This is a genomic window from Hyphomonas johnsonii MHS-2, from assembly GCF_000685275.1.
In the GTDB taxonomy this organism is placed as follows: Bacteria; Pseudomonadota; Alphaproteobacteria; order Caulobacterales; family Hyphomonadaceae; genus Hyphomonas; species Hyphomonas johnsonii.
Genome location: NZ_ARYK01000004.1, coordinates 329275 through 348029 on the forward strand (window position 1 = coordinate 329275; position 18755 = coordinate 348029).

Annotated in this window: 22 protein-coding genes; 13 read left to right on the forward strand and 9 right to left on the reverse strand. The window is 65.4% G+C overall.

What is annotated here, in order from left to right; translation table 11 throughout:
• Positions 1-3 precede the first annotated feature (3 nt).
• Positions 4-930 (reverse strand): methyltransferase domain-containing protein, encoded by a 927-nt coding sequence (locus tag HJO_RS10380; RefSeq protein ID WP_035616665.1) that lies wholly within the window; start codon positions 928-930, stop codon positions 4-6.
• Here HJO_RS10380 and HJO_RS10385 point away from each other — a divergent pair.
• From HJO_RS10385 to HJO_RS10400, 4 genes are all read left to right on the forward strand, one after another.
• Complete coding sequence (locus HJO_RS10385) at positions 929-1699, forward strand: ComF family protein (protein WP_035616666.1); 771 nt, start codon at positions 929-931, stop codon at positions 1697-1699. The two genes, HJO_RS10380 and HJO_RS10385, sit on opposite strands and share 2 nt — an antisense overlap.
• 36 nt (positions 1700-1735) lie before the next feature.
• Positions 1736-1999, forward strand: coding sequence for a glutaredoxin 3 (gene grxC, locus HJO_RS10390; RefSeq protein ID WP_035616667.1), 264 nt, complete (start codon positions 1736-1738; stop codon positions 1997-1999).
• A 9-nt stretch (positions 2000-2008) separates the two neighbouring features.
• The gene (locus HJO_RS10395; RefSeq protein WP_035616669.1) at positions 2009-2458 is read left to right on the forward strand and encodes a DUF1178 family protein; all 450 of its coding nucleotides are present in this window, start codon (positions 2009-2011) and stop codon (positions 2456-2458) included.
• 83 nt (positions 2459-2541) lie between these two features.
• A complete protein-coding gene (locus tag HJO_RS10400) occupies positions 2542-2844 on the forward strand; it encodes an aa3-type cytochrome c oxidase subunit IV (RefSeq protein WP_035616671.1) in 303 nt (100 codons plus the stop codon).
• Positions 2845-2847: 3 nt separating this feature from the next.
• Here the strand turns inward: HJO_RS10400 and HJO_RS10405 are convergent, their stop codons facing one another.
• Positions 2848-3102 carry a TraR/DksA family transcriptional regulator gene (locus tag HJO_RS10405; RefSeq protein WP_035616672.1) on the reverse strand — a complete coding sequence of 85 codons (255 nt, stop codon included), beginning with the start codon at positions 3100-3102 and terminating at the stop codon, positions 2848-2850.
• A gap of 114 nt (positions 3103-3216) precedes the next feature.
• On the opposite strand from HJO_RS10405, the gene HJO_RS10410 reads away from it, so the two are divergent.
• On the forward strand, positions 3217-4182 hold the full coding sequence (locus tag HJO_RS10410) for an ABC transporter ATP-binding protein (protein WP_035616673.1): 966 nt from the start codon (positions 3217-3219) through the stop codon (positions 4180-4182).
• Positions 4182-5579, forward strand: coding sequence for an ABC transporter permease (locus HJO_RS10415; protein ID WP_051618497.1), 1398 nt, complete (start codon positions 4182-4184; stop codon positions 5577-5579). The genes HJO_RS10410 and HJO_RS10415 overlap by 1 nt, the downstream gene beginning before the upstream one ends.
• 289 nt (positions 5580-5868) lie before the next feature.
• Here HJO_RS10415 and HJO_RS10420 read toward each other — a convergent pair whose 3' ends face one another.
• Together HJO_RS10420 and rpsU are read right to left on the reverse strand one after the other, a co-directional pair.
• Positions 5869-6423: a hypothetical protein gene (locus HJO_RS10420; protein WP_035616674.1), complete on the reverse strand. Its 555-nt coding sequence runs from the start codon at positions 6421-6423 to the stop codon at positions 5869-5871.
• 153 nt (positions 6424-6576) lie between these two features.
• Positions 6577-6786, reverse strand: a complete 210-nt coding sequence (rpsU, locus tag HJO_RS18215; protein WP_034739875.1) for a 30S ribosomal protein S21 — start codon at positions 6784-6786, stop codon at positions 6577-6579.
• Between the two features lie 127 nt (positions 6787-6913).
• On the opposite strand from rpsU, the gene HJO_RS10430 reads away from it, so the two are divergent.
• The 3 genes from HJO_RS10430 (at position 6914) to HJO_RS10440 (ending at position 8581) form a co-directional block, all read left to right on the forward strand.
• Positions 6914-7558 (forward strand): COQ9 family protein, encoded by a 645-nt coding sequence (locus HJO_RS10430; RefSeq protein ID WP_035616676.1) that lies wholly within the window; start codon positions 6914-6916, stop codon positions 7556-7558.
• A gap of 247 nt (positions 7559-7805) precedes the next feature.
• Entirely contained in the window at positions 7806-8141 is a 336-nt protein-coding gene (locus HJO_RS10435; protein WP_035616678.1) for a DUF2794 domain-containing protein, read from the forward strand.
• A 104-nt stretch (positions 8142-8245) separates the two neighbouring features.
• A complete protein-coding gene (locus HJO_RS10440; protein WP_156945570.1) occupies positions 8246-8581 on the forward strand; it encodes a hypothetical protein in 336 nt (111 codons plus the stop codon).
• A gap of 3 nt (positions 8582-8584) precedes the next feature.
• Here HJO_RS10440 and HJO_RS10445 read toward each other — a convergent pair whose 3' ends face one another.
• A complete protein-coding gene (locus HJO_RS10445) occupies positions 8585-10276 on the reverse strand; it encodes a vWA domain-containing protein (RefSeq protein WP_035616681.1) in 1692 nt (563 codons plus the stop codon).
• A gap of 95 nt (positions 10277-10371) precedes the next feature.
• Positions 10372-12258 (reverse strand): DUF885 domain-containing protein, encoded by a 1887-nt coding sequence (locus tag HJO_RS10450; protein ID WP_051618498.1) that lies wholly within the window; start codon positions 12256-12258, stop codon positions 10372-10374.
• A 104-nt stretch (positions 12259-12362) separates the two neighbouring features.
• On the opposite strand from HJO_RS10450, the gene HJO_RS10455 reads away from it, so the two are divergent.
• The 4 genes from HJO_RS10455 (at position 12363) to HJO_RS10470 (ending at position 17175) form a co-directional block, all read left to right on the forward strand.
• Positions 12363-13175, forward strand: a complete 813-nt coding sequence (locus HJO_RS10455) for a SapC family protein (protein WP_241764723.1) — start codon at positions 12363-12365, stop codon at positions 13173-13175.
• Positions 13176-13324: 149 nt separating this feature from the next.
• Entirely contained in the window at positions 13325-15418 is a 2094-nt protein-coding gene (locus HJO_RS10460; RefSeq protein ID WP_051618500.1) for a protein-disulfide reductase DsbD family protein, read from the forward strand.
• Positions 15419-15461: 43 nt separating this feature from the next.
• Positions 15462-16109: a redoxin family protein gene (locus tag HJO_RS10465; protein ID WP_035616683.1), complete on the forward strand. Its 648-nt coding sequence runs from the start codon at positions 15462-15464 to the stop codon at positions 16107-16109.
• A gap of 85 nt (positions 16110-16194) precedes the next feature.
• Positions 16195-17175: an alpha/beta fold hydrolase gene (locus HJO_RS10470; protein WP_084141913.1), complete on the forward strand. Its 981-nt coding sequence runs from the start codon at positions 16195-16197 to the stop codon at positions 17173-17175.
• Between the two features lie 3 nt (positions 17176-17178).
• Here the strand turns inward: HJO_RS10470 and HJO_RS10475 are convergent, their stop codons facing one another.
• The 3 genes from HJO_RS10475 to HJO_RS10485 all read right to left on the reverse strand — a co-directional run bounded on the left by HJO_RS10475 (position 17179) and on the right by HJO_RS10485 (position 18740).
• Entirely contained in the window at positions 17179-17781 is a 603-nt protein-coding gene (locus HJO_RS10475) for a TetR/AcrR family transcriptional regulator (protein WP_035616685.1), read from the reverse strand.
• 13 nt (positions 17782-17794) lie between these two features.
• Entirely contained in the window at positions 17795-18217 is a 423-nt protein-coding gene (locus HJO_RS10480; protein WP_035616687.1) for an ester cyclase, read from the reverse strand.
• A 121-nt stretch (positions 18218-18338) separates the two neighbouring features.
• A complete protein-coding gene (locus HJO_RS10485; protein ID WP_035616688.1) occupies positions 18339-18740 on the reverse strand; it encodes a DUF1398 domain-containing protein in 402 nt (133 codons plus the stop codon).
• Between the last annotated feature and the right edge of the window lie 15 nt (positions 18741-18755).

Below are 18755 nucleotides of genomic sequence, written 5' to 3' on the forward strand. Positions count from 1 at the left end.
GCGTCACGGCTTGTCCTTGTCCGCTTTGGCATGCTGGCGCACTGCGTCGGCAAGGCTGACTCTTGCGCTGCCGGGCTTCAGCGGTTTCGGCTGGTGCGGTGCCGGCGCCCAGCCCGACAGGTAGACCACTTCGAAACTCGCCCGCACGCGCCCGTCCGGGTCGCGGAACTGCTTGTCATAGATTTCCACCATGCGTGCCAGCACGCGCCGCGGCAGGGGCTGGCCCCGCCCGTCGGCAAAGGCCGCGCGCTCGCCCATCCCCTTCAGGTCTGCCAGCAGGCCCAGCACGTGGCCGTAGCGCACGGTCACTGTCTCGCGATCGACCACCGGCAAGGCAAATCCTGCCCGCTGCATCAGCGCCGCCGTGTCGGCCAGCGCCGGCAGCGGCGACAGGCGCGGCGCGATCCCCCCCATGATCTCGGCTTCCGCCTCGACCAGGCTGGTGCGCAGTTCGTGCAGCGTCCCGGCACCCAGCAGCGCGCCCAGGAACAGGCCGTCAGGCTTCAACACCTTGCGCACCTGCACCAGCGCGCCGGGCAGGTCGTTCACCCAATGCAGCGACAGGGCGGACAGGACCAGGTCGAAACTCTCCGGCGGATAGGGCAGGTTTTCCTCGTCGGCGACTTCGGCGCTCAGGCCCCGCGCCCGGGCCGCCGCCACCATGCCCTCTGACGGGTCCGTCACCCGCATATTCGCAATCTTGCTGCTGCCCTCCAGCAGCGCCGACACGCCGCCGTCATGCGCGCCCAGTTCCAGCCCCGACTGGAACGTGCGTGACGTATCTTCCAGCCGTTCGACAAGGTCTCTCGACACGCGGGCCTTGAGGAAGGAATAATCCTGGAAGCCCGGTGCCGCACGGTCGCGGCGCTGGCGCACACGCTCGCGGTCGAACACATGCGGTGGCGCGGCGGGGGTCGAAGGAGGGGTCATGCAGGGCGATATGGACCGCAGCGGCGCGCAGGCAAAGGGCTTTTTGCGGGGTGCGACAGACTTCCTCTGGCCGCCACGGTCCCTGGTCTCGGGCCAGCGCGGCGTCGGCAAGGGTCCGCTCGCGCCGGACGAATTCGCCCAGATCCACTTCCTTACCGGCCCGGTCTGCGACCGCTGCGGCAGCCCGCTCGGCTTCGACATGGGCGAGGGGGCCGCCTGTGCGCCCTGCATCGCCCGTCCGCCGCGCTGGCACCGTGCCCGCGCCGCCATGGTCTACGATGCCGCGTCGCGCCGCCCGGTGCTGGACCTGAAACGGTCCGGGCGCCGCGACGGGCTCGAAACCCTCGCCGGATGGATGCAGCGGGCCGGCAGCGACCTGCTCGCGGAGGCCGATATCCTGGTGCCGGTCCCCCTGCATTACAGTCGCCTCGTACGCCGGGGGTTCAACCAGTCGGGCTGGCTCGCTGCGGCAATTTCACGCCGGTCGGGCACGCCTTTTCTCGTCGATGCGCTAAAGCGTACGCGGCGTACACCTACCCAAGGCGGGCTTTCGGCCCGGGCGCGCCGCCGGAATGTCGCCGGGGCGTTTACCATCAACAAGCGCGCAGCGCCGCGGATTTCGGGCCGTCGGGTGCTGCTTGTCGACGATGTGTTAACCACCGGCGCGACACTCTCTGCCTGTACGAGGGCGCTCACGCAGGCCGGTGCCATCCATGTGGATGTGCTTGTGTTGGCGCGAGTTGTCCGCGAAACAGACGTCACCATATAACGGGCCGAACGAATTTGCTTTGAGGAACTATCCTGTATGCCGAACGTGACAGTCTATACGCGTGCCTTCTGCCCCTATTGCAGCCGCGCGCTGGCCTTGCTCAAGAACAAGAAGGTCAAGGTGACCGAAATCAATGCCGGCATGGACGCCGCCAAGAAGGCCGAAATGGTCGAACGCTCCGGCGGCGCCCGGACCTTCCCGCAGATTTTCATCGGCAGCACGCATGTCGGCGGCTGTGACGAGCTGATGGCGCTGGAACGCGCCGGCAAGCTCGACCCGCTGCTGGCCAAGGCGGCCTGAGGGCCGGCGATGATCCGTTACGCACTCATCTGTGGTGATTGCGAACACCTCTTCGAAGCCTGGTTTGCCGGGTCGGAGGCCTTCGACCGTCAGGTCAAGAAGCGCCTCGTGACCTGTCCGGACTGTTCCGGCGCGAATGTCTCCAAGCAGATCATGGCGCCGTCGGTGCGTTCGCCCAAGCAGGCCGCCGCCCGGCGCGAGGCCAGCCAACTGGCCGAAGAGCTCGCCCGCAAGGCACGCGATCATGTCGCCAGGAATTTCGACTATGTCGGCGATGGCTTCGCCGACGAGGCCCGCGCCATGTATTATGGTGAAAAGGACGACCGGCCGATCTGGGGCGAGACAACGCCCGAGGAATCAGCGGCCCTGGCCGAAGAGGGTGTGCCCGCCGCGCCGTTGCCCAGGGCCTTTACGCCCAAGGTGCCAAGAACGCCGGCCTCCAAGCGCAATCTCAACTGACCGCGCCGCGCGCTTTGCCGCGCTTGACCGGACCGGCCCCTGCGCTATTACGACGCCTGCAACACGTTTGACGGAGAAGCCTCATGGCGAGCAGAGAATACCATCACGGCGAAATGGATATCCAGGCCCAGCAAGCCACCTGGCACGGCTTCATTGTCGGCGGGACATGGGCCGCGCTGCTGACCTTTCTCATCATCGGCTATTCCACGCTGGCCGTCGCCCTCGGCGTCAACTGGATGATTTCGCTCGGCCTGATGGCAGTTTTCGGCCTTGCTGTCGGCCTGTTCCTGAACCTGGGCGGCCGCTGGATCGCCACCGTGGTCCTGCTGGTCCTGGCGGCGCTCGTGACGCAGGCCCTGATCTGGCTGTTCACACTGGCGCTTTAGGCTTCAGGCCAGCGTATTGGCCTCAACGCATTCCGGACATTCCTTTCGGGCCGGATCCTGCTCCAGCTGGCGCAGGGGGATTTTCCCGTTGCATTGCGTGCACAGGCCGTAACGGCCGGCATCCATCCGGTCCAGCGCAGCCTCGATCCGCCTGAGAAGGCGATCCCGTTCGATCAGCACACGGCGGCGCACCTGTACCTCGTCCTTTTTCGTCAGGTAGAGGCAGTCGGGTGATGCGGGCGCCGTATCCGTCTTCATGTGAGATATGCTGCGTCTCCTTTAAGGGCTTGGCAAGGCGTTCCGGGTGAAACACCCTCATCCTTATCGGGAATCGCTACGCATTTCGGATTTCCGCAAAGCCGAGGAGGCCGGATGAGTATCTCACCCCTGGTGCTGCGCAACGTGACCAAGCATTTTGGCACGTTCACTGCCGTTAGTGACCTCTCGCTCGACGTGCCGGAAGGCGGCATCATCGGCTTCCTCGGGCCGAACGGCGCAGGCAAGTCGACCAGCCTGCGCATCGCCCTCGGCGTGATGCAGCCGGATGCCGGCACGGTCAGCCTGTTCGGCGCCAAGCCTGGCATCGCGACCCTCAAGCGCGTCGGCTTCCTTCCCGAAGAGCGCGGCCTCTACAAGAAGATGACGGCGCGCACCTCGATCGAGCATTTTGCCCGCCTCAAGGGCATGACTGCGCGCGACGCCCGCGCCCGCGCCATCGAGCTGCTCGACACGTCAGGCCTCGGCGACGACAAGAACACCCGCATCTCCAAGCTCTCCAAGGGCATGGCGCAGAAGGTGCAGATCCTCTCCACGCTGGCCCACCGGCCGGATTTCCTGATCCTCGACGAGCCCTTCTCCGGCCTCGACCCGGTCAACCAGCAGATCCTCGAAGACCTTGTCCGCGCCGAACATGCGCGCGGCGCCACGATCCTGTTCTCGACCCATGTCATGGAACACGCCGAACGGCTGTGCGACCGCATCGTCATGATGGCGCGCGGACGCAAGGTGTTCGACGGCACGCTTGGAGACGCCTATGGCGCGCTCGGCCATGGCGCGCGCATCAATGTCGAAACCGGGTTCGATCTCGCCGCCGCGCTCGCCCCCAAAGGGCTTGCCGCCCACCGCATGCCGGATGACGGCCACGGCGACGCCTGGCGCATCAGTCTGCCAAAGGGCGTTGGCGCACAGGATGCGCTGCGCGCCGCCATCGAGGCGTCGGCCCCGATTGTCGGCTTCGCCCCGGAAGAGGCGCGCCTGCGCGATGTTTTCGTCTCGCTGGTCGGGGAGGCGGATGCCGCCGCGCTCGACCGGTCACAGCACCCCGAAGAGGTCGCCTGATGCGCAATGTCTACCTGATTTTCCGGCGCGACTATCTCGGCTATGTCCGGGCCTGGGGCTTCTGGCTCAGCCTCGCCGCCGTGCCGCTGTTCATGATCATCGGCGGCTCGTTCGCCGTGTTCGCCATGAAGTCGACGCCGGTGCGCTACTATGCCGTGATCGAGTCCGGCACGACCTATGCCGACGCCATCGACGACCAGTTCGCGCGCGGCGAGCAGGAAACCGCCCGCCAGGCCAGGGACATGGTCGACGGCATGAACCTGCCGCCGGAATCGCGCCAGCGTATCGAGATCAATGCCGATGATGCCGCCAGCGAGCGCAAGTTCATCCGCGTTCCCGCGCCGGCCGACGATATCGATTCCCTGCGGCCCTACCTGCTTGGCGAGAAACTGGTGTCCGGCCCGCTCGGCGACAAACCCCTGTTTGCGGCCTTCATTCCGTCAGCGGACGGCAAGACGCTCGAATACTGGAGCGATGACGTCAATGTCAGCACATTGCTCAACACCGCCGCCGCCGCCATGCGCCACCTTGCTGAACGCAACGCGCTGGCCGACGCGGGCCTGCCGGCAGACTTCCTCGAACAGGTCGAGGCCAGCGCCATCGACGTCCCGGCCCGCCGCATTCGCAGCGTTGCCGAACAATCGAGCGCCGGTTCGGAAGTCACCATGGCCGACCGCGCCCCCACCTATGTCGCCGGCGGGCTCGCCTATTTCCTCTGGCTGATGATCTTCTCGATCATCCAGTACCTGTTGATGGGTACGATCGAGGAGCGTTCGAACAAGATTTTCGACACGCTGCTGACCTCGGTGAAACTGCCAGAGCTGCTCGCCGGCAAGCTGCTTGCCGTGTTTGCCGTCACCTCCACCATGATGGCGTCATGGGGGCTCTTCGCGCTCGCGGCCTCTGCCTTTGCTGCCACCCAGCTGCCCGGCGGCGCTGACCTGTTCACGCCCTTCCTGGCGGCGATTGCCGATCCCGGCATCATCCTCCCGGGCCTGATCAGCTTCGTGCTCGGCTATCTCATGTACGGCGTCATCTTCATGGCGCTGGGCTCGCTCTGCGACACGATCCAGGAGGCGCAGACCCTGCTCAGCCCGATGATGATCCTGCTGATGCTGCCAATGTTCGCCATCTTCATCGCCTTCCAGGACCCCGGCTCGCCGGTCGTCGACATCGCCGCCTGGGTGCCGATCTTCACGCCCTTCCTGCTGATCCTGCGCATGCCGAACGACCCGCCAATGTGGGAAGTCGCCGCCCAGATGGTGATCATGGCAGCCACGACGCTGCTCATCCTCTGGGGCGCCACCAAGGTCTACCGCGCAGGCGCTGTCCACGGCGCCGGCATCGGCGACCTCGGCGGCGTCTTCAAGCGCATGATCAGCCGCAAGAACGGCTGATCCCGAAGAGGGGCTCATCCTGAGCGAAGTCGAAGGACGAGCCCCGTGCGGCCCGAATCTGACCCCCACCCCGCCTCCCCCTTTCAGGGGGAGGAGTCCCTCTCATGTGCACCAATCTCTCCCCACAACACGGCCTGTTCCTCCCCCTGAAAGGGGGAGGCTAGGTGGGGGTCCAGCGGCGCATGCCCGATGATCCCATGCTTACCCCCCCAAAAAACGGAAGCCCGTCAGAACAATCATCAGGAACTCCAAGCTGACGTGGCCTGGATTGGCCAAGGCGGTCGTCCCGCTACTGCTCGTTGAGTTGCCTCCTAAGGCGGCGAGCACCCTGAATTACGCTTTCGTCGGTGGCCTCATCCCACCCAAATTCGAGCATTTTTTGTTGACCTGCCTTCAAGAATGAGAGCCGCATCGTCTTTGGTGCAATTCGAGCCGATGCCCACTGGAACGCGAAGCCATCTTCGGTTCGGCAGCCATTAAGGATTTTCTTTGCGAGCCTTTCGCCGCGACGTTTCTGATCTTCCCATGAAAATTCGCTTGACGCTTGGCGCACGGTGTTTTCGTAACTGCTTCGTTCAAAGCGAAATTCTTTTTCTCCACGCCATATGACGCTGTCGGTCGCGGTTTCCACTTCGACGAGGTAGTCGCCGCATCCCACAACGCCGCATTCGCACCTTCCGACCAGCAATTGACCAGCGTTGGGCTTAGCGAACTGCGCAAAGAACTCAGGTGGATCGACGCCCATTAGGCCTTCGCCCAGCACCGTTTTTCCGTCCACGAGCACAAGAACTTCATGGTCGTTGGTTTCAGGACTCGGCTTGATCTCAAATGTCAGCACATTCATTGGGCCATCATAATCGCGCGAACAGCTGCCAAAGCAACGCCTACTTTCAACGACCCCTCCCATCATCTCAGCCCGCGCCATGTCCCCCAACGAAAAAGCCCCGCCAGATTGCTCTGACGGGGCTTCTCAAATGCACAAGCGATGATGGGTCGCCTAGACAATACCTTCACGCTGGGCGCGCTTGCGGGCCAGCTTGCGCGCGCGGCGCACGGCTTCGGCGCGCTGGCGGGCTTTTTTCTCGGAGGGCTTTTCAAAGGCCTGACGGGCCTTCATTTCGCGGAAGAGGCCTTCGCGCTGCATCTTTTTCTTCAGTGCGCGCAGGGCTTGTTCAACATTGTTATCGCGGACGACGATCTGTACGATGGGTCTTCTCCATTGGGTTTGGGGCGTCGCCCCGACGAATTTCTGCGGCCTTGTCGGCCATGAAGGGGCGGCTATATCACGCAAGAAGCGATTTGGCCAAGCCCCTTAAATGATGCAAAGATGTTATATGACACAAACGCCTTCACAGGCCCTTCGTTCCCGATGGCTCGCCGCCTTGTTGCCGCACGTCGCCTTTGACGGCTGGACCGAGGCCGCTGCCGCCGCCGCAGCAAGCGAGGCCGGGCTCAACGAGGGGGAACAGGCGCTCGCCGCCCCGCACGGCGTGATCGACCTGATCGAGGCCTTTTTCGACGCTGCAGAGGCTGAAGCACGCGGGAAACTCGCGGCTGAAGACCTGTCGGGCCTGCGCGTGCACGAGCGGGTCAAGCACGGCCTCCTCGCCTGGCTTGCCGTCCTGGAACCCAACCGCGAAGCCGTACGCCGTGCCGCCTCGCGCGGTTTCCTGCCCTGGAGCGCCGGCACCGCCATGCAGCGCGCCTGGTCGGTTGCCGACATGGTCTGGACCGCCGCGGGCGACACAGCGACCGATTACAATCGCTATTCCAAGCGCGGCCTGCTCGCCTCGGTGATTCCGCCGATCGTGATGTACTGGGTTGATTCGCCGGAGGCTGCAGACCTCGACGCCTATGTCACGCGGCGCCTGAAACAGGCTTCCGGCGTGGGGCAGACGGCTGGCAAGGTGGTGACGCCCGTGCTGGATCTGTTGAAAACAGTGCGCAATGGCGCAAAGGACAGCCCGTTCGGGCGCTGACGCGGGAGTGTCGATTGGCAGGAAGTGAAAGTGTCGGGCAGAAGTTGACCAGGCGCCCCAGGGGGCTGGGGGGGCTGATGGGTCCGGGGTGCTTGGTATACACCTCCGCCCGACACCTAGAAGATGAGGGGCGCCGGTGGCGCACGCAAGGCCGAATTGCGGTAAAATCGCCCCAATTCGATTACAATGCGTTTAGGCGTGCGGGCGCTCTCACGCCCGCGCAGGGCGCTGCCGGAGGAATGCTCCTGTGACGGACAAGTTTTCCCGCAAGCTTGCCCCCGAGCCCCGTGTCGCTTTCCAGAAGGCCGAAATGCAGCCGATCCTCGATGTCTATGGCCGCCTCGTCATCGCCGGCGAGGCGCGCGACTATGCCATCGGCATGGACAAGGATGTCGCCATCTTCGCGATCTTCCGGCGCCATGCCGAGAACCCGACATGGCGGATCGAGAAGGAGCCGGCGCTGGCCAACCGCCAGGGCCAGTATGCCGTCTACGGCCCGGCCGGCCATATCCTGCGCCGGGGCCGCGAACTGAAACAGGTGCTGCGCGTTTTCGACACGCGGCGCTTCACGGTCGTTAAGTAAACCCCGCAAAACGAATCGATTTGGTTAACGCGTTGTTAACCAAAAACTTCTTGCGCGTTCTTTTGGAACATATTAGGAACAGAACACAAGAACGGAGCAAGAACATGAGCGTTGTAGTCAGCTTTCGGGGACGGTCTGGAAAGGCCTGGGAATTTCAGCGGGTTGCAATGGATGCACCTTGGGCGCGCAGTCCCGGCGTCGTCATCTTCGCCGCGCCGGACGCCTATGGCTGGCGCCTCATCCGGGTGATGGAACTGACAGGCCGCCCGCACGACCTGCAGCCCATCTGGGCCCTGGCCGACGCCGAGCGCTACGGCGCCAATGCGGTCTTCCTCGGTGTCGAATTCGACGCAGCCCAGCGCAAGCTGATGGTGCACGATATCGAAGAAGGCTTCAGCACCGTCTGCTTTACCGATCACACCCGCAGCATGGCCGCCTGAGGCCTATTCGCCCTGTCCTGGCAGGTTGAGCGCCGCCTGTGCGTCAGCGGTCTCGGCCAGCCGGGTCAGTTCAATGAATTCGGCCCTGTAACCGAATTCATCCTCGCCCTTGGCACCCGCCGCCAGGTTTCGCACTGCCTCCCATCCGAAACCGGTGCCAAGGGCCTCTCCGCCCTTCAGCATTTCACCGAACCCGGCCACGGCGGTCGCAAAGCGCGCCCATTCCGGCGCCTTGTCGACGCTCGCCACGCGGTCCTTGTCGGTCACGGCATGGGTCAGCAGTTTTGAGTCCGTGGCGCCCGGCGCCTTGTAGCGCAGCTTGACGAACGCATACTCGCCTGTCGCGCTGCCGGCCTTTGCCGCATCGCCATAGCGCAGCGGATCGATCTGTGCGGCGTCCGATCCGGTCGGCGTCACCTCATAGATCGCCGTCACGCTTGTGCCCGCGCCGATATCGCCGGCATCGACCTTGTCATTGTTGAAGTCTTCCCGGTCCAGCATCCGCGTCTCGTAGCCGATCAACCGGTATTCCGCGATCCGGTCGGGATTGAACTCGACCTGGATTTTCACATCGTCGGCAATCGGAAAGATGTTGCCCGACAGGTCGTCGGCCAGCACCTTGCGTGCTTCCGACAGCGTATCGACATAGGCGGCGATGCCGTTGCCGGTCTGGGCAATCTTCTGCATCATCGCGTCATTGTAATTGCCGCGCCCGAAGCCCAGCACCGACAGGTAGATCCCCGTCTCACGCTTGCGCGACACGAAATCCTCCAGCTGTTCCGGGTCCGAGATGCCGACATTGAAGTCGCCGTCAGTCAGCAGCATCACGCGGTTGACCGCATCCTTCTTCATGCCCTGCTCGGCCAGCGAATAGGCCAGGCGCAAGCCTTCGCCGCCCGCCGTCGATCCGCCCGCGCGCAGGTCTTCCAGCGCCGCAACGATCTTGCGCTTGTCGCTCACCGGCGTCGGCGCCAGGATTTCCCCGGCCGCGCCCGCATAGACGACAATCGCCACCGTATCGGTCGGCTCCATCTCTTCCAGCATCAGCTTGATCGCCTGCTTGGCCAGCGGCAGCTTGTCTTCCGAGAACATCGACCCCGACACGTCCATCAGCAGGGTCAGGTTGATCGGCGGGCGCGCGTCCCGGTCAATGTCGCGGCCCTGGATGCCGATCTGGATCAGCTCGCGGCCCGCATTGAACGGCGACGGCATCAGCGTCACGCTGGTCGAGAACGGGTCCTCGCCCGCCTTCGGCTGCGGATAGGTATAATCGAAATAATTGATCAGCTCCTCGATCCGTACCGCGTCCTTCGGCGGCAGGGTGCCGGATTTCAGGAACCGCCGCACGTTCGCATAGGAGGCCGTGTCGACATCGATCGAGAAGGTCGAGACCGGCTCTTCGCTGGTCAGTTTCACCGGGTTGGACTCGACGTCCTCATACTTGTCGCGGAATTCCGGCTCGGGGGCGACCATCTGCATCGGCTTGGCCATCGACCGCGCCTGCATGTTGACCATCCCGCCCACCATCGGGCTGGCCATCTCGGCCAGCGGCGCCGGCGGCGGCGGCGGGGGAGGGGGCGGTGCAGTTGGCTTTACGTCCGCGACGGTTGCGTCCGTCACTGCACTATCCGTCGTGCATCCTGCCAGCAGCGCCGTGGCTGCCACACCTGCCAGTATCAATCCGCGTAGTCTCATGGTCGTCCCTCCAATAAGCGTCCTTGCCGACAGAATGGCGCAGGCGACGTGGCGGGAATAGGGCAGAACCCGGATTGTTTTGAGAAATCTGCCCGCTAATCCGTCCGGTCGACCTGTGCGCCGTACCATTGCTCGACATCCGCCTCGAGAATGTCGAGCGGGCGCGGGCCGCCTGTCAGGATGATTTCATGGAATGCCGCGCGGTCGAATTTCGGGCCGAGCACGCGGATCGCCCGCTCGCGCAGGTCGAGAATGCGCTGGCGGCCAACCCAATAGGCCGCCGCCTGGCCGGGCCAGACCGTATAGCGGTCGACCTCGGCGGCCATCGCGACTTCCGGCTGGCCGGTCACCCCGGTCAGGTAGTCGATCGCCTGCTGGCGGCTCCAGCGCATCCGGTGGATGCCGGTATCGGCCACCAGCCGTGCGGCCCGGAACAGCAGGGATTGCAGATAGCCGATCCGTCCCAGCGGGTCGTCGGCATAAAGCCCCATGTCGTCGGCCAGCGTCTCGGCATAGACGCCCCAGCCTTCGCCATAGGCGACATTCCAGATCATCTGCCGGGCCAGCGGCAGGTTGGCCTGCTCGGCCGTCACAGCGCTTTCAAGGTGGTGGCCGGGAATCGTCTCGTGGAACACCAGCGTCGCCAGCGTGAAATCCGGCCAGTCGGCCGTATCGGTCAGGTTGATCTGGAACAGGCCGGGCGCCGTGCCATTGGCCGGTGCGGCGCTGTAGAAGGCTGCCGGCGATGAGGCCTGCAGGAAGTCCGGCACGGCGCGGATCGCCACCTGCGTCCTTGGCACGCGCGGAATTTCCCGCGCCAGCGCCGCGTCCGCCCGCGCTTGCAGGTCTTCCAGCCGCGCCAGCAGGGCCGCGCGGCCTTCCTCGGTTGGCGGGTAGACCTGGTCCGGCAGGGCCGACAGCGCCACCAGCCGCTCGGTCACTGTGCCCTCGACGAATCCGGCCTCGGTCAGCGCGGCGTCCAGCTGGTCGGCCAGCGCCAGCACCTCGCGCTGGCCCAGCGAATGCAGCGCTTCGGCATTCACCCCGGCATGCGTATAGGCCGCCAGCGAGGCGTCGTAATAGGCGTCGCCATTGGGCAATTGCCAGACGCCGGGCTGTGAGGGTGCGCCTTTGGCCAGGTCGGTCAGGCGGGCACCGAAGCGCGCATAGGCCGGCAGGATCTCGGTTTCGACCAGCCCCCGCGCCTGCGCGGCGAGCTTTTCGCCTTCGCCCGGCTCAAGGTCGTCCGGCCCGGTCAGCAGGCTGTCCAGCGTGGTGATCAGGATATGCGTGTCGGGCGGGCCGGCGCCATGCTGGGCGGCGAGGGCCGCCATCTGGCGCAGGATGAAATCCGGCGCGATGACGCCCGCCGCCGCATCGGCGTCCAGCCGCCGGCGCTCGTCGTCGATGGCATCGGCAAATTGCGAGAGACGGGCGACATAGGCGCGTGCATCCTCGGCGGTGCGCACCGGATGGGCGCGGGTCATCAGGTCCGGCACGTCGATATAGGCGCCGCGCATCTGGTCGGCGACATAGGGATAGGCGATGCCCAGCCCGGCCTGGCCGTGGCCCGGCACGAACAGCGTCTCGGCCGTGCGATAGGCCGCGATCAGGGTGTCCAGGTGGCGGGCCTGCGGGCTGCCGGGTGCCGGCTTGGGCGCCTGTTCCAGCGCTTCCAGCATTTCCAGCCGGGTCACGCGGGTCCGCTCATAGGTCGCCTGCGACCGGTCGGTCAGGTAGCGGTTGAACGGGTATCCGACGGCCGCTTCGGTCAGTCCGAGACGGGTCGCCAGCTCAGGATTCCGGGCCAGTTCGGTCTGCGACAGCGTGGTCATCAACTGGTCGACCTGGCGGGCGATGCGGCGCGGAGTCCCGGCATCGTCAACCGGCGCGGAACACGCCGTCAGGCCCGCCGCAAACGCAAAGCCCATCGCGGGCAGGAACTCGCGCCGGGACAGTCCCGGCAATCGCAGGATGGACATGACTTAAATTTCACCTTGTCTTTGCTGTATTTCACGCCGTTTCGGGAGTTGTGGCCAGTCCCTATTTCCGCTAACGCTCCGCCCAACAATTCAGGAGCATGCCCGTGGACAATCCCCCTGCAACACCTCAGAACGGCAATCCGCCAGCCCTGACCGGCCAGGTCCTCTTCTACAAGCAGCCTCAGCCGCTTGCGCCGGAAGACCATGGCGGCCTTGGCGTCAAGCAGATTGCCGAACCGTTCGGCTTCCTGCGCGAAGCGCACGCAGTGCCCGTCACGGTCACGGAATTCGGCCTCGCGGCCGCCTGCTATCCGATCATTTTCGTCGGTGCGGAAAAAACCCCGGTTGCCGTCATGGGCATCCGTCAGGGCCAGAACCTGTACGTCGACGCCACCGGCCGCGTGCCGGAAGACTATTACCTGCCGGCCTTCGTGCGCCGCTATCCGTTCGTGTTCGCCGCTGACGAAGCGTCCGATCGCCTGGTCCTGTGCGTTGACCGCGCTGCGCCAATGGTCACCAACCAGCCCGAAGTGCCTTTCTTCGAAAACGGCCAGCCGACGAAGTTCACCAATGACGCCGTCGAATTCTGCAAGGAATTCGAGCGCCAGCGCCGCGCCACCACCGATTTCGTCAAGATGCTCACCGATCTCGACCTGCTCGAGCAGAAGACGGTCAACTTCCAGCCGCGCGACAATGCCGGCAACGACGCCGGTCCACAGCAGAAGATCGCCGACTATTTCGCGATTTCCGAGGAGCGCATGAACGCGCTTCCGGCCGAGAAATACCTCGAACTGCGTGGCAATGGCGCCGTCGGGGCCTGCTATGCGCATCTCGTGTCGCTGCTGAACTGGCAGCGCGTGATCCAGCGCGCCCTGCGCATGCAGCCTGAGAATGCCCAGCCGGCTCCGGCCAACTGACACCAGGCCTCTCGGGTCAATCACAAGGCGGCTCCCGCAAGGGGGCCGCTTTTTTGCATTCGCCCTGCGACGTTCACGATACTGCGAGGGCCTTCTATCCGGGCAGATTACGGGGCATAGGGGCAAGTCATACGAGTGAGAGCCCTGCCATGATGCGTTCCCTGTCCAGCCTGTTCGCCGCGTTCTGCGTCGCGGCCCTCGTGCCGGCGCAGGCCGCCCCTGTCGATGGCGGCCATGCCCGCGTCGAGCTGATCTCCGAGCGCAATGCTGTCCTGCCGGGCGAAACCGTGTTCGCCGCCCTGAAAATGGAGCTGGATCCCGACTGGCATGTCTACTGGCGCAATGCCGGTGACGCCGGCCTGCCACCTGAACTCATCGTGCGCGATTCCAGCACCGTCACCGCTGACGCGGTCGGCGGTTTCATCTGGCCGATCCCGCAGCTGCTGCCGGTCGTGCCGGGCGAGATCATGGATTATGGCTACAGTACCGAAGTCGTGCTGCCATTCCCGCTCACCATCCCGGACGATGCCAGCGGCAGGGTCCAGTTTGACGTGACCGCCGATTACCTGATCTGCGAGGAAATCTGCGTCCCTGAACGGGCCGATGTGTCGCTGACCCTCGATGTCGGCGCGATCGAGCCTGACACGGTCAATGGCAACCTGATCGGTGACTGGATTCTCAAGGCGCCGGTCCCGTTCGCTGGCGAAGCCCGTGTCGACACCGCCTCCGTGCCCTGGCAGCTCAGCCTGCGCGGCGCGCCGGACCTCGACCGCAGCGACAGCCTGCGCTTCTTCCCCTTCGATCACGAGATCAGCCACCCGGCCGACCAGCCCGCCAGTCACGGCCCGGCCGGCGCAACGCTGTCGCTGACCCCGGCCGGCACGGGCGGGGTCGACGGGCCGCTGCAGGGCGTCCTCGTCATCGAACGGCCGGACGGCACCCGCACCGGCTACGAGATTTCCGCGCCGCAGGGGGATGTCTTCGCTGATACGGCCGGCCTCGCCGCCATCCGCGCCAGTGGCGGGGGAGGGGGCAAGAGCCTCGTCCTGCTCGCCTTCTTCGCGCTGATCGGCGGCCTGATCCTCAATCTCATGCCCTGCGTCCTGCCGGTCCTCTCGATCAAGGCGATGGGCATGGTCTCGGCTGCTGCCAGCGGCCGGGCCAGTGAGTTGCGCAGTCACGGCCTCTGGTACACGGGCGGCGTGCTCGTCTCCTTCGCCGTCCTCGCGGGTGCCATTGTCGCGGTGCGCGCCGCCACCGGCTCGGCGACCCTCGGCTTCCAGCTGCAGAACGCGCCGACCGTCGCCATCCTCGCCCTCGTCATGTTCGTGATCGGCCTCTGGCTGATGGGCATGTTCGAACTGGGCACCTCGATCCAGAACACCGGCAGCACGCTTGCCAGCCGCAATGGTGCCGCCGGGGCCTTCTTCACCGGCGTGCTGGCCGCCGTCGTTGGTGCGCCCTGCGTCGGACCCTTCCTTGGCGCCGCGCTCGGCGCGGTGATGAGCCAGCCGGCCCACGCCGTGTTCGTCGTCTTCCTCGCCATGGGCTTCGGCCTGGCGCTGCCTTTCCTCCTGCTCAGCTTCGTGCCCGGCCTGCAGCGCCTGCTGCCCCGGCCCGGCAAGTGGATGGAGACGCTGAAACAGTTCTTCGCCTTCCCGATGTTCCTGACCGCCGCCTGGCTGCTCTCTGTCCTCGGTGCGCTCGCCGGGCATGGCGCAGTCGCCTGGACGGTTGCAGGCGCCACCGCCATCGCCTTCGCGATCTGGCTTGCCCGGCGCGGCAACATGCCCGCCCGCGTTGCGGCGGCAGCGGTTCTGGTCGTCGGCTTTGCCTATCCCGCCGTCCGCGCCATGGCGCCCGGCGGCATCGAAGGCACGCCCACCGCCTATGCCGCCAAGTACGCCACCGAAGCCTGGAGCCCGGAACGGATCGCCGAACTCACCGCCGAGGGCCGCCCCGTCTTTGTCGATTTCACCGCCACATGGTGCGCCACCTGCCAGCTCAACAAGCTCAGCACACTGAAAACAGATGCCGTCCACCAGGCGTTTGCGGATGCCGACGTCGCCTTCCTCGTCGCCGACTTCACCCGCAAGGACCCGGTCATCGCCGCCGAACTGAAACTGCGCGAACGCGCTGGCGTCCCGATGTACCTCTGGTATCCTGCAGGGGCCGCCGAGCCGCAGATCCTGCCGGAAATCCTCACGAAAGACCTTGTGATTGGACTCGCGGCCGGGAATTGAGGTCTGGTTTCCGCCGGGAGGACGACCTGACAGGAGGACGCTGATGTTCAATCGCCGCAACCTTTCTCTCGCCGCCGGGATGGCCGCCGCCGTCGCCCTGACTGCGGGTGCCCTGATCGCCTCGACCGCCCGGGCCGAACCGGAAGTCGCCGTCGGCAGCCCGGCCCCGGCCTTTACCGGCCTCGACTCGAACGGCCAGACCATCTCGCTCTCCGATTTTTCCGGCAAGACCGTCGTCCTCGAATGGACCAATGATGGCTGCCCCTTCGTGCAGAAGCACTACACCTCGCCGCCGGCCAACATGCAGACGCTCCAGGCCGATGCGGCCAGCAATGATGTCGTCTGGATCTCGGTCATCTCCTCGGCCCCCGGCCGGCAGGGCTATGTCACCGGCGATGCAGCCAATGCGCTCACCATCACGCGCGGTGCCGTGCCTGCCCATGTCGTGCTCGACCCGTCCGGAGATATCGGTCGCCTCTATGGCGCCAAGACGACGCCGCACATGTTCGTCATCCGCGACGATGGCGTGATCGCCTATCAGGGGGCCATCGACTCGAAGGCCTCCTCCCGCGTCAGCGATATCGCCACGGCGACGAATTATGTCCGCGATGCACTCGCCAGCGTCGCCGCCGGCCAGCCCGTCGCTGTCGCCAGTTCCAAGCCGTATGGCTGTTCGGTGAAGTACAACTAGGCGCTATCCCGCCCGGACCCAGCGTCAGGCTTGTCATCACCGTCGTCCCAACTATGACATGGAGGCGCAACGGAAGGGCCAGGCGATGAATTCAGGATCAGACGGAATCGTGCGCGACCAGCCGGCGGAGATGCCATCCGAAGGTGGTCCGCTGCTCGAATATGGCGGCGCCATGCCGCCCGCGCCGGCCTGGTTCCAGGACGCCGTCGCAACGCCCTACGAAACGCATTTCGTCACCGTCAAGGGCGCGAAGGTCCGCTACCAGCGTTGGGGCCAGCGCGGCCGGCCCGGTCTCCTCCTCGTCCACGGCAATGGTGCCCATGCCCATTGGTGGGATTTCATCGCGCCCTATTTCGCCGAGCATTACAACGTCGCCGCGCTCACCTTCTCCGGCATGGGCGACAGCGAATGGCGCGACACGTATGACATGTCGACATTCAGCGCCGAGGAAATCGCCGTCGCGGAAGACGCCGGCCTCTTCGATGCCGATGTGAAACCGATCATCGTGGCCCATTCCTTCGGCGGCTTCGTCACCTTGGTCACCGGCGCCGAACATGGCGACCGCTTCACCGGCATGGTCATCGTCGACAGTCCCGTGAACCCGCCCGAGCGTCCGCACCAGGGCCCGCCGCGCTCCGGTCGCCCCAACCGGGTCTACACCGATCTCGCCGCCGCGCTCGGCCGCTTCCGTCTAGCGCCGCCCCAGCTCTGCGACAACCATTACGCGATGGACTATATCGCCCGCTGGAGCCTGAAAAAGGCCGAGGGCGGCTGGACCTGGAAATTCGATCCGACGATCTGGACGCATTTCCAGCCGAACGATGCGCCGGGCGACATGCTGAAGGCCGCGAAATGCCGCATCGCCATCATCCGTGGCGAGGAGAGCGCGCTGATGCCTGATGACATTGGCGACTACATGCGCAAGCTGCTCGGCCACCAGGTGCCGTTCATCTCGATCCCGCACGCCCGCCACCATGTCATGCTCGACCAGCCCCTGTCCTTTGTCTCGGCCCTGCGCACGCTGCTCGCCGAATGGGCCCATTCAGATCCGCACCGGACAGTCTGAGAGTCAGGTCCGGGCGGCGTCCACCAGCGCCCGGATCATCCAGCGCCGCACGTCCTGCGCGTCGGCATCGGGCATTTGCAGCACATCCCGGAACACGATCTGCGCCTCGATGCCGAAGACCAGCGCCAGCGCGGCGGTCAGCCGGGCCAGGTCCTCCGGCGGGAAGGCCGTGCCGGCGGGCGCCAGTGCGGCCTCGATCAGGTGCGTCCGGCGGTTCTGCCGGGGCGGCACGTCATCATCGCCGCCATCCGTGATACTGCGCTCCAGCGATTTCGCCAGCATCAACCGCAGCGGCGTCTCGTTGACCGCCAGCATCGCGTCCATTGTCGCGGCCAGCCGGTCGAGCCGCGCCACCGGGTCCGCCGGGGCGGACTGCCCGAACAGGTCAGCCGGTTCGGGCAGGGCAAGGTCCAGCGGTGCCTCGACCAGCAAGGCGTCGACATTGCCGAAATACCGGTAGGCGGTCGCCCGCGACACCAGCGCTTCCTCGGCCACTTCCTCCAGCGTCGGCTTGCGGCCCTGCTGCATCAGCCGTGTCGCCGCCCTCAGCAGTTCCCGCCGTGTACGGCGCTTCTGGTTTGAGCGTGTCGCGTCTGCCTGTGTCATGCCTGTGCGTGTCTCAGTCCTGCGGCAATTGCTGCATGATGGTGGCCAGGTCCAGCCACACGTTCTCGCGGGCAATGTCGCCGCTGCCGGTGAATTCCAGCACGTGCAGCAGGCGGAAAGACAGCGGCCGGCCGCGTCCGTCCAGGCCAAACGGGTGGCCCGTCGCGCGGCCCTGCCACAGAGATTCATCGACCAGGAAATCATCGCCGTAATACCGACGCAGGTTCTGCACCTTGCCATCGGCCAGGTCGGCGAACAGCGTGTCATAGAAGCCGCGCGCGCTCTCGCGGCCATGCACCGGCCCGGTCGGCCAGCCGACCACGTCGTGTTCTGCGTCCTCTGCCAGTGTCGACAGGACGCCTTCAATATCGTCGCGGGCCTCGAAGGCGAAATGCGCGTCGATCTTCCGGTCCATTTGTTCGCGGGTCATTGCCATTCCCCTGATCCTTTCATCAGTAACGCTAAGCAATATCGGCAAAATAATGAGACAAAAATCTCATGTCAAGATTTTCATCGCGCAACTGGACAAGATTCCTCCGCGGTCCAGCGGCTGGTCCCTAGGCCGGGAAGGGTTCGACCAGGGTCTCTGCCGTGCGGCCGAAATACAGCGCCCTTCGGCCCGGAAACGACACGATGTATCCGGCGCAGCCCGCCGCCGCCACGCGCTCGCAGAAACCGGCATAGGTATATCCGGGCACCGCGTTCTGGGCGTCCCGGATCGCCGCCTGGATCGCGTCTGCGTCAAACGCCGCCGCGACAGGTGTGCCGACAGGGTGCGCCTCCAGGGCGGTCGACTCCCCGTCCGGCAGGTAATAGGTCGCGGTCGCGCGCCGGAAGTCGATCATGTAGCTTTCGAATCCGGCCGCCATGAGGTCGCCGACAATCTGCGGGAAGGTTTTCGTGCCTTGCTCGGCACCGTCGAGGCTGGCGCGGGCGACGGTAATCCTGTGCGGGTCCATTCTTGTCTCCATGGA

Coding starts and splice junctions, on each gene's coding strand:
- HJO_RS10385 (WP_035616666.1), top strand. CDS start 929: ATGCAGGGCGATATGGACCGCAGCGGCGCGCAGGCAAAGGGCTTTTTG.
- HJO_RS10380 (WP_035616665.1), bottom strand. CDS start 930: ATGACCCCTCCTTCGACCCCCGCCGCGCCACCGCATGTGTTCGACCGC.
- grxC (WP_035616667.1), top strand. CDS start 1,736: ATGCCGAACGTGACAGTCTATACGCGTGCCTTCTGCCCCTATTGCAGC.
- HJO_RS10395 (WP_035616669.1), top strand. CDS start 2,009: ATGATCCGTTACGCACTCATCTGTGGTGATTGCGAACACCTCTTCGAA.
- HJO_RS10400 (WP_035616671.1), top strand. CDS start 2,542: ATGGCGAGCAGAGAATACCATCACGGCGAAATGGATATCCAGGCCCAG.
- HJO_RS10405 (WP_035616672.1), bottom strand. CDS start 3,102: ATGAAGACGGATACGGCGCCCGCATCACCCGACTGCCTCTACCTGACG.
- HJO_RS10410 (WP_035616673.1), top strand. CDS start 3,217: ATGAGTATCTCACCCCTGGTGCTGCGCAACGTGACCAAGCATTTTGGC.
- HJO_RS10415 (WP_051618497.1), top strand. CDS start 4,182: ATGCGCAATGTCTACCTGATTTTCCGGCGCGACTATCTCGGCTATGTC.
- HJO_RS10420 (WP_035616674.1), bottom strand. CDS start 6,423: ATGAATGTGCTGACATTTGAGATCAAGCCGAGTCCTGAAACCAACGAC.
- HJO_RS10430 (WP_035616676.1), top strand. CDS start 6,914: ATGACACAAACGCCTTCACAGGCCCTTCGTTCCCGATGGCTCGCCGCC.
- HJO_RS10440 (WP_156945570.1), top strand. CDS start 8,246: ATGAGCGTTGTAGTCAGCTTTCGGGGACGGTCTGGAAAGGCCTGGGAA.
- HJO_RS10445 (WP_035616681.1), bottom strand. CDS start 10,276: ATGAGACTACGCGGATTGATACTGGCAGGTGTGGCAGCCACGGCGCTG.
- HJO_RS10450 (WP_051618498.1), bottom strand. CDS start 12,258: ATGTCCATCCTGCGATTGCCGGGACTGTCCCGGCGCGAGTTCCTGCCC.
- HJO_RS10460 (WP_051618500.1), top strand. CDS start 13,325: ATGATGCGTTCCCTGTCCAGCCTGTTCGCCGCGTTCTGCGTCGCGGCC.
- HJO_RS10465 (WP_035616683.1), top strand. CDS start 15,462: ATGTTCAATCGCCGCAACCTTTCTCTCGCCGCCGGGATGGCCGCCGCC.
- HJO_RS10470 (WP_084141913.1), top strand. CDS start 16,195: ATGAATTCAGGATCAGACGGAATCGTGCGCGACCAGCCGGCGGAGATG.
- HJO_RS10475 (WP_035616685.1), bottom strand. CDS start 17,781: ATGACACAGGCAGACGCGACACGCTCAAACCAGAAGCGCCGTACACGG.
- HJO_RS10480 (WP_035616687.1), bottom strand. CDS start 18,217: ATGGCAATGACCCGCGAACAAATGGACCGGAAGATCGACGCGCATTTC.
- HJO_RS10485 (WP_035616688.1), bottom strand. CDS start 18,740: ATGGACCCGCACAGGATTACCGTCGCCCGCGCCAGCCTCGACGGTGCC.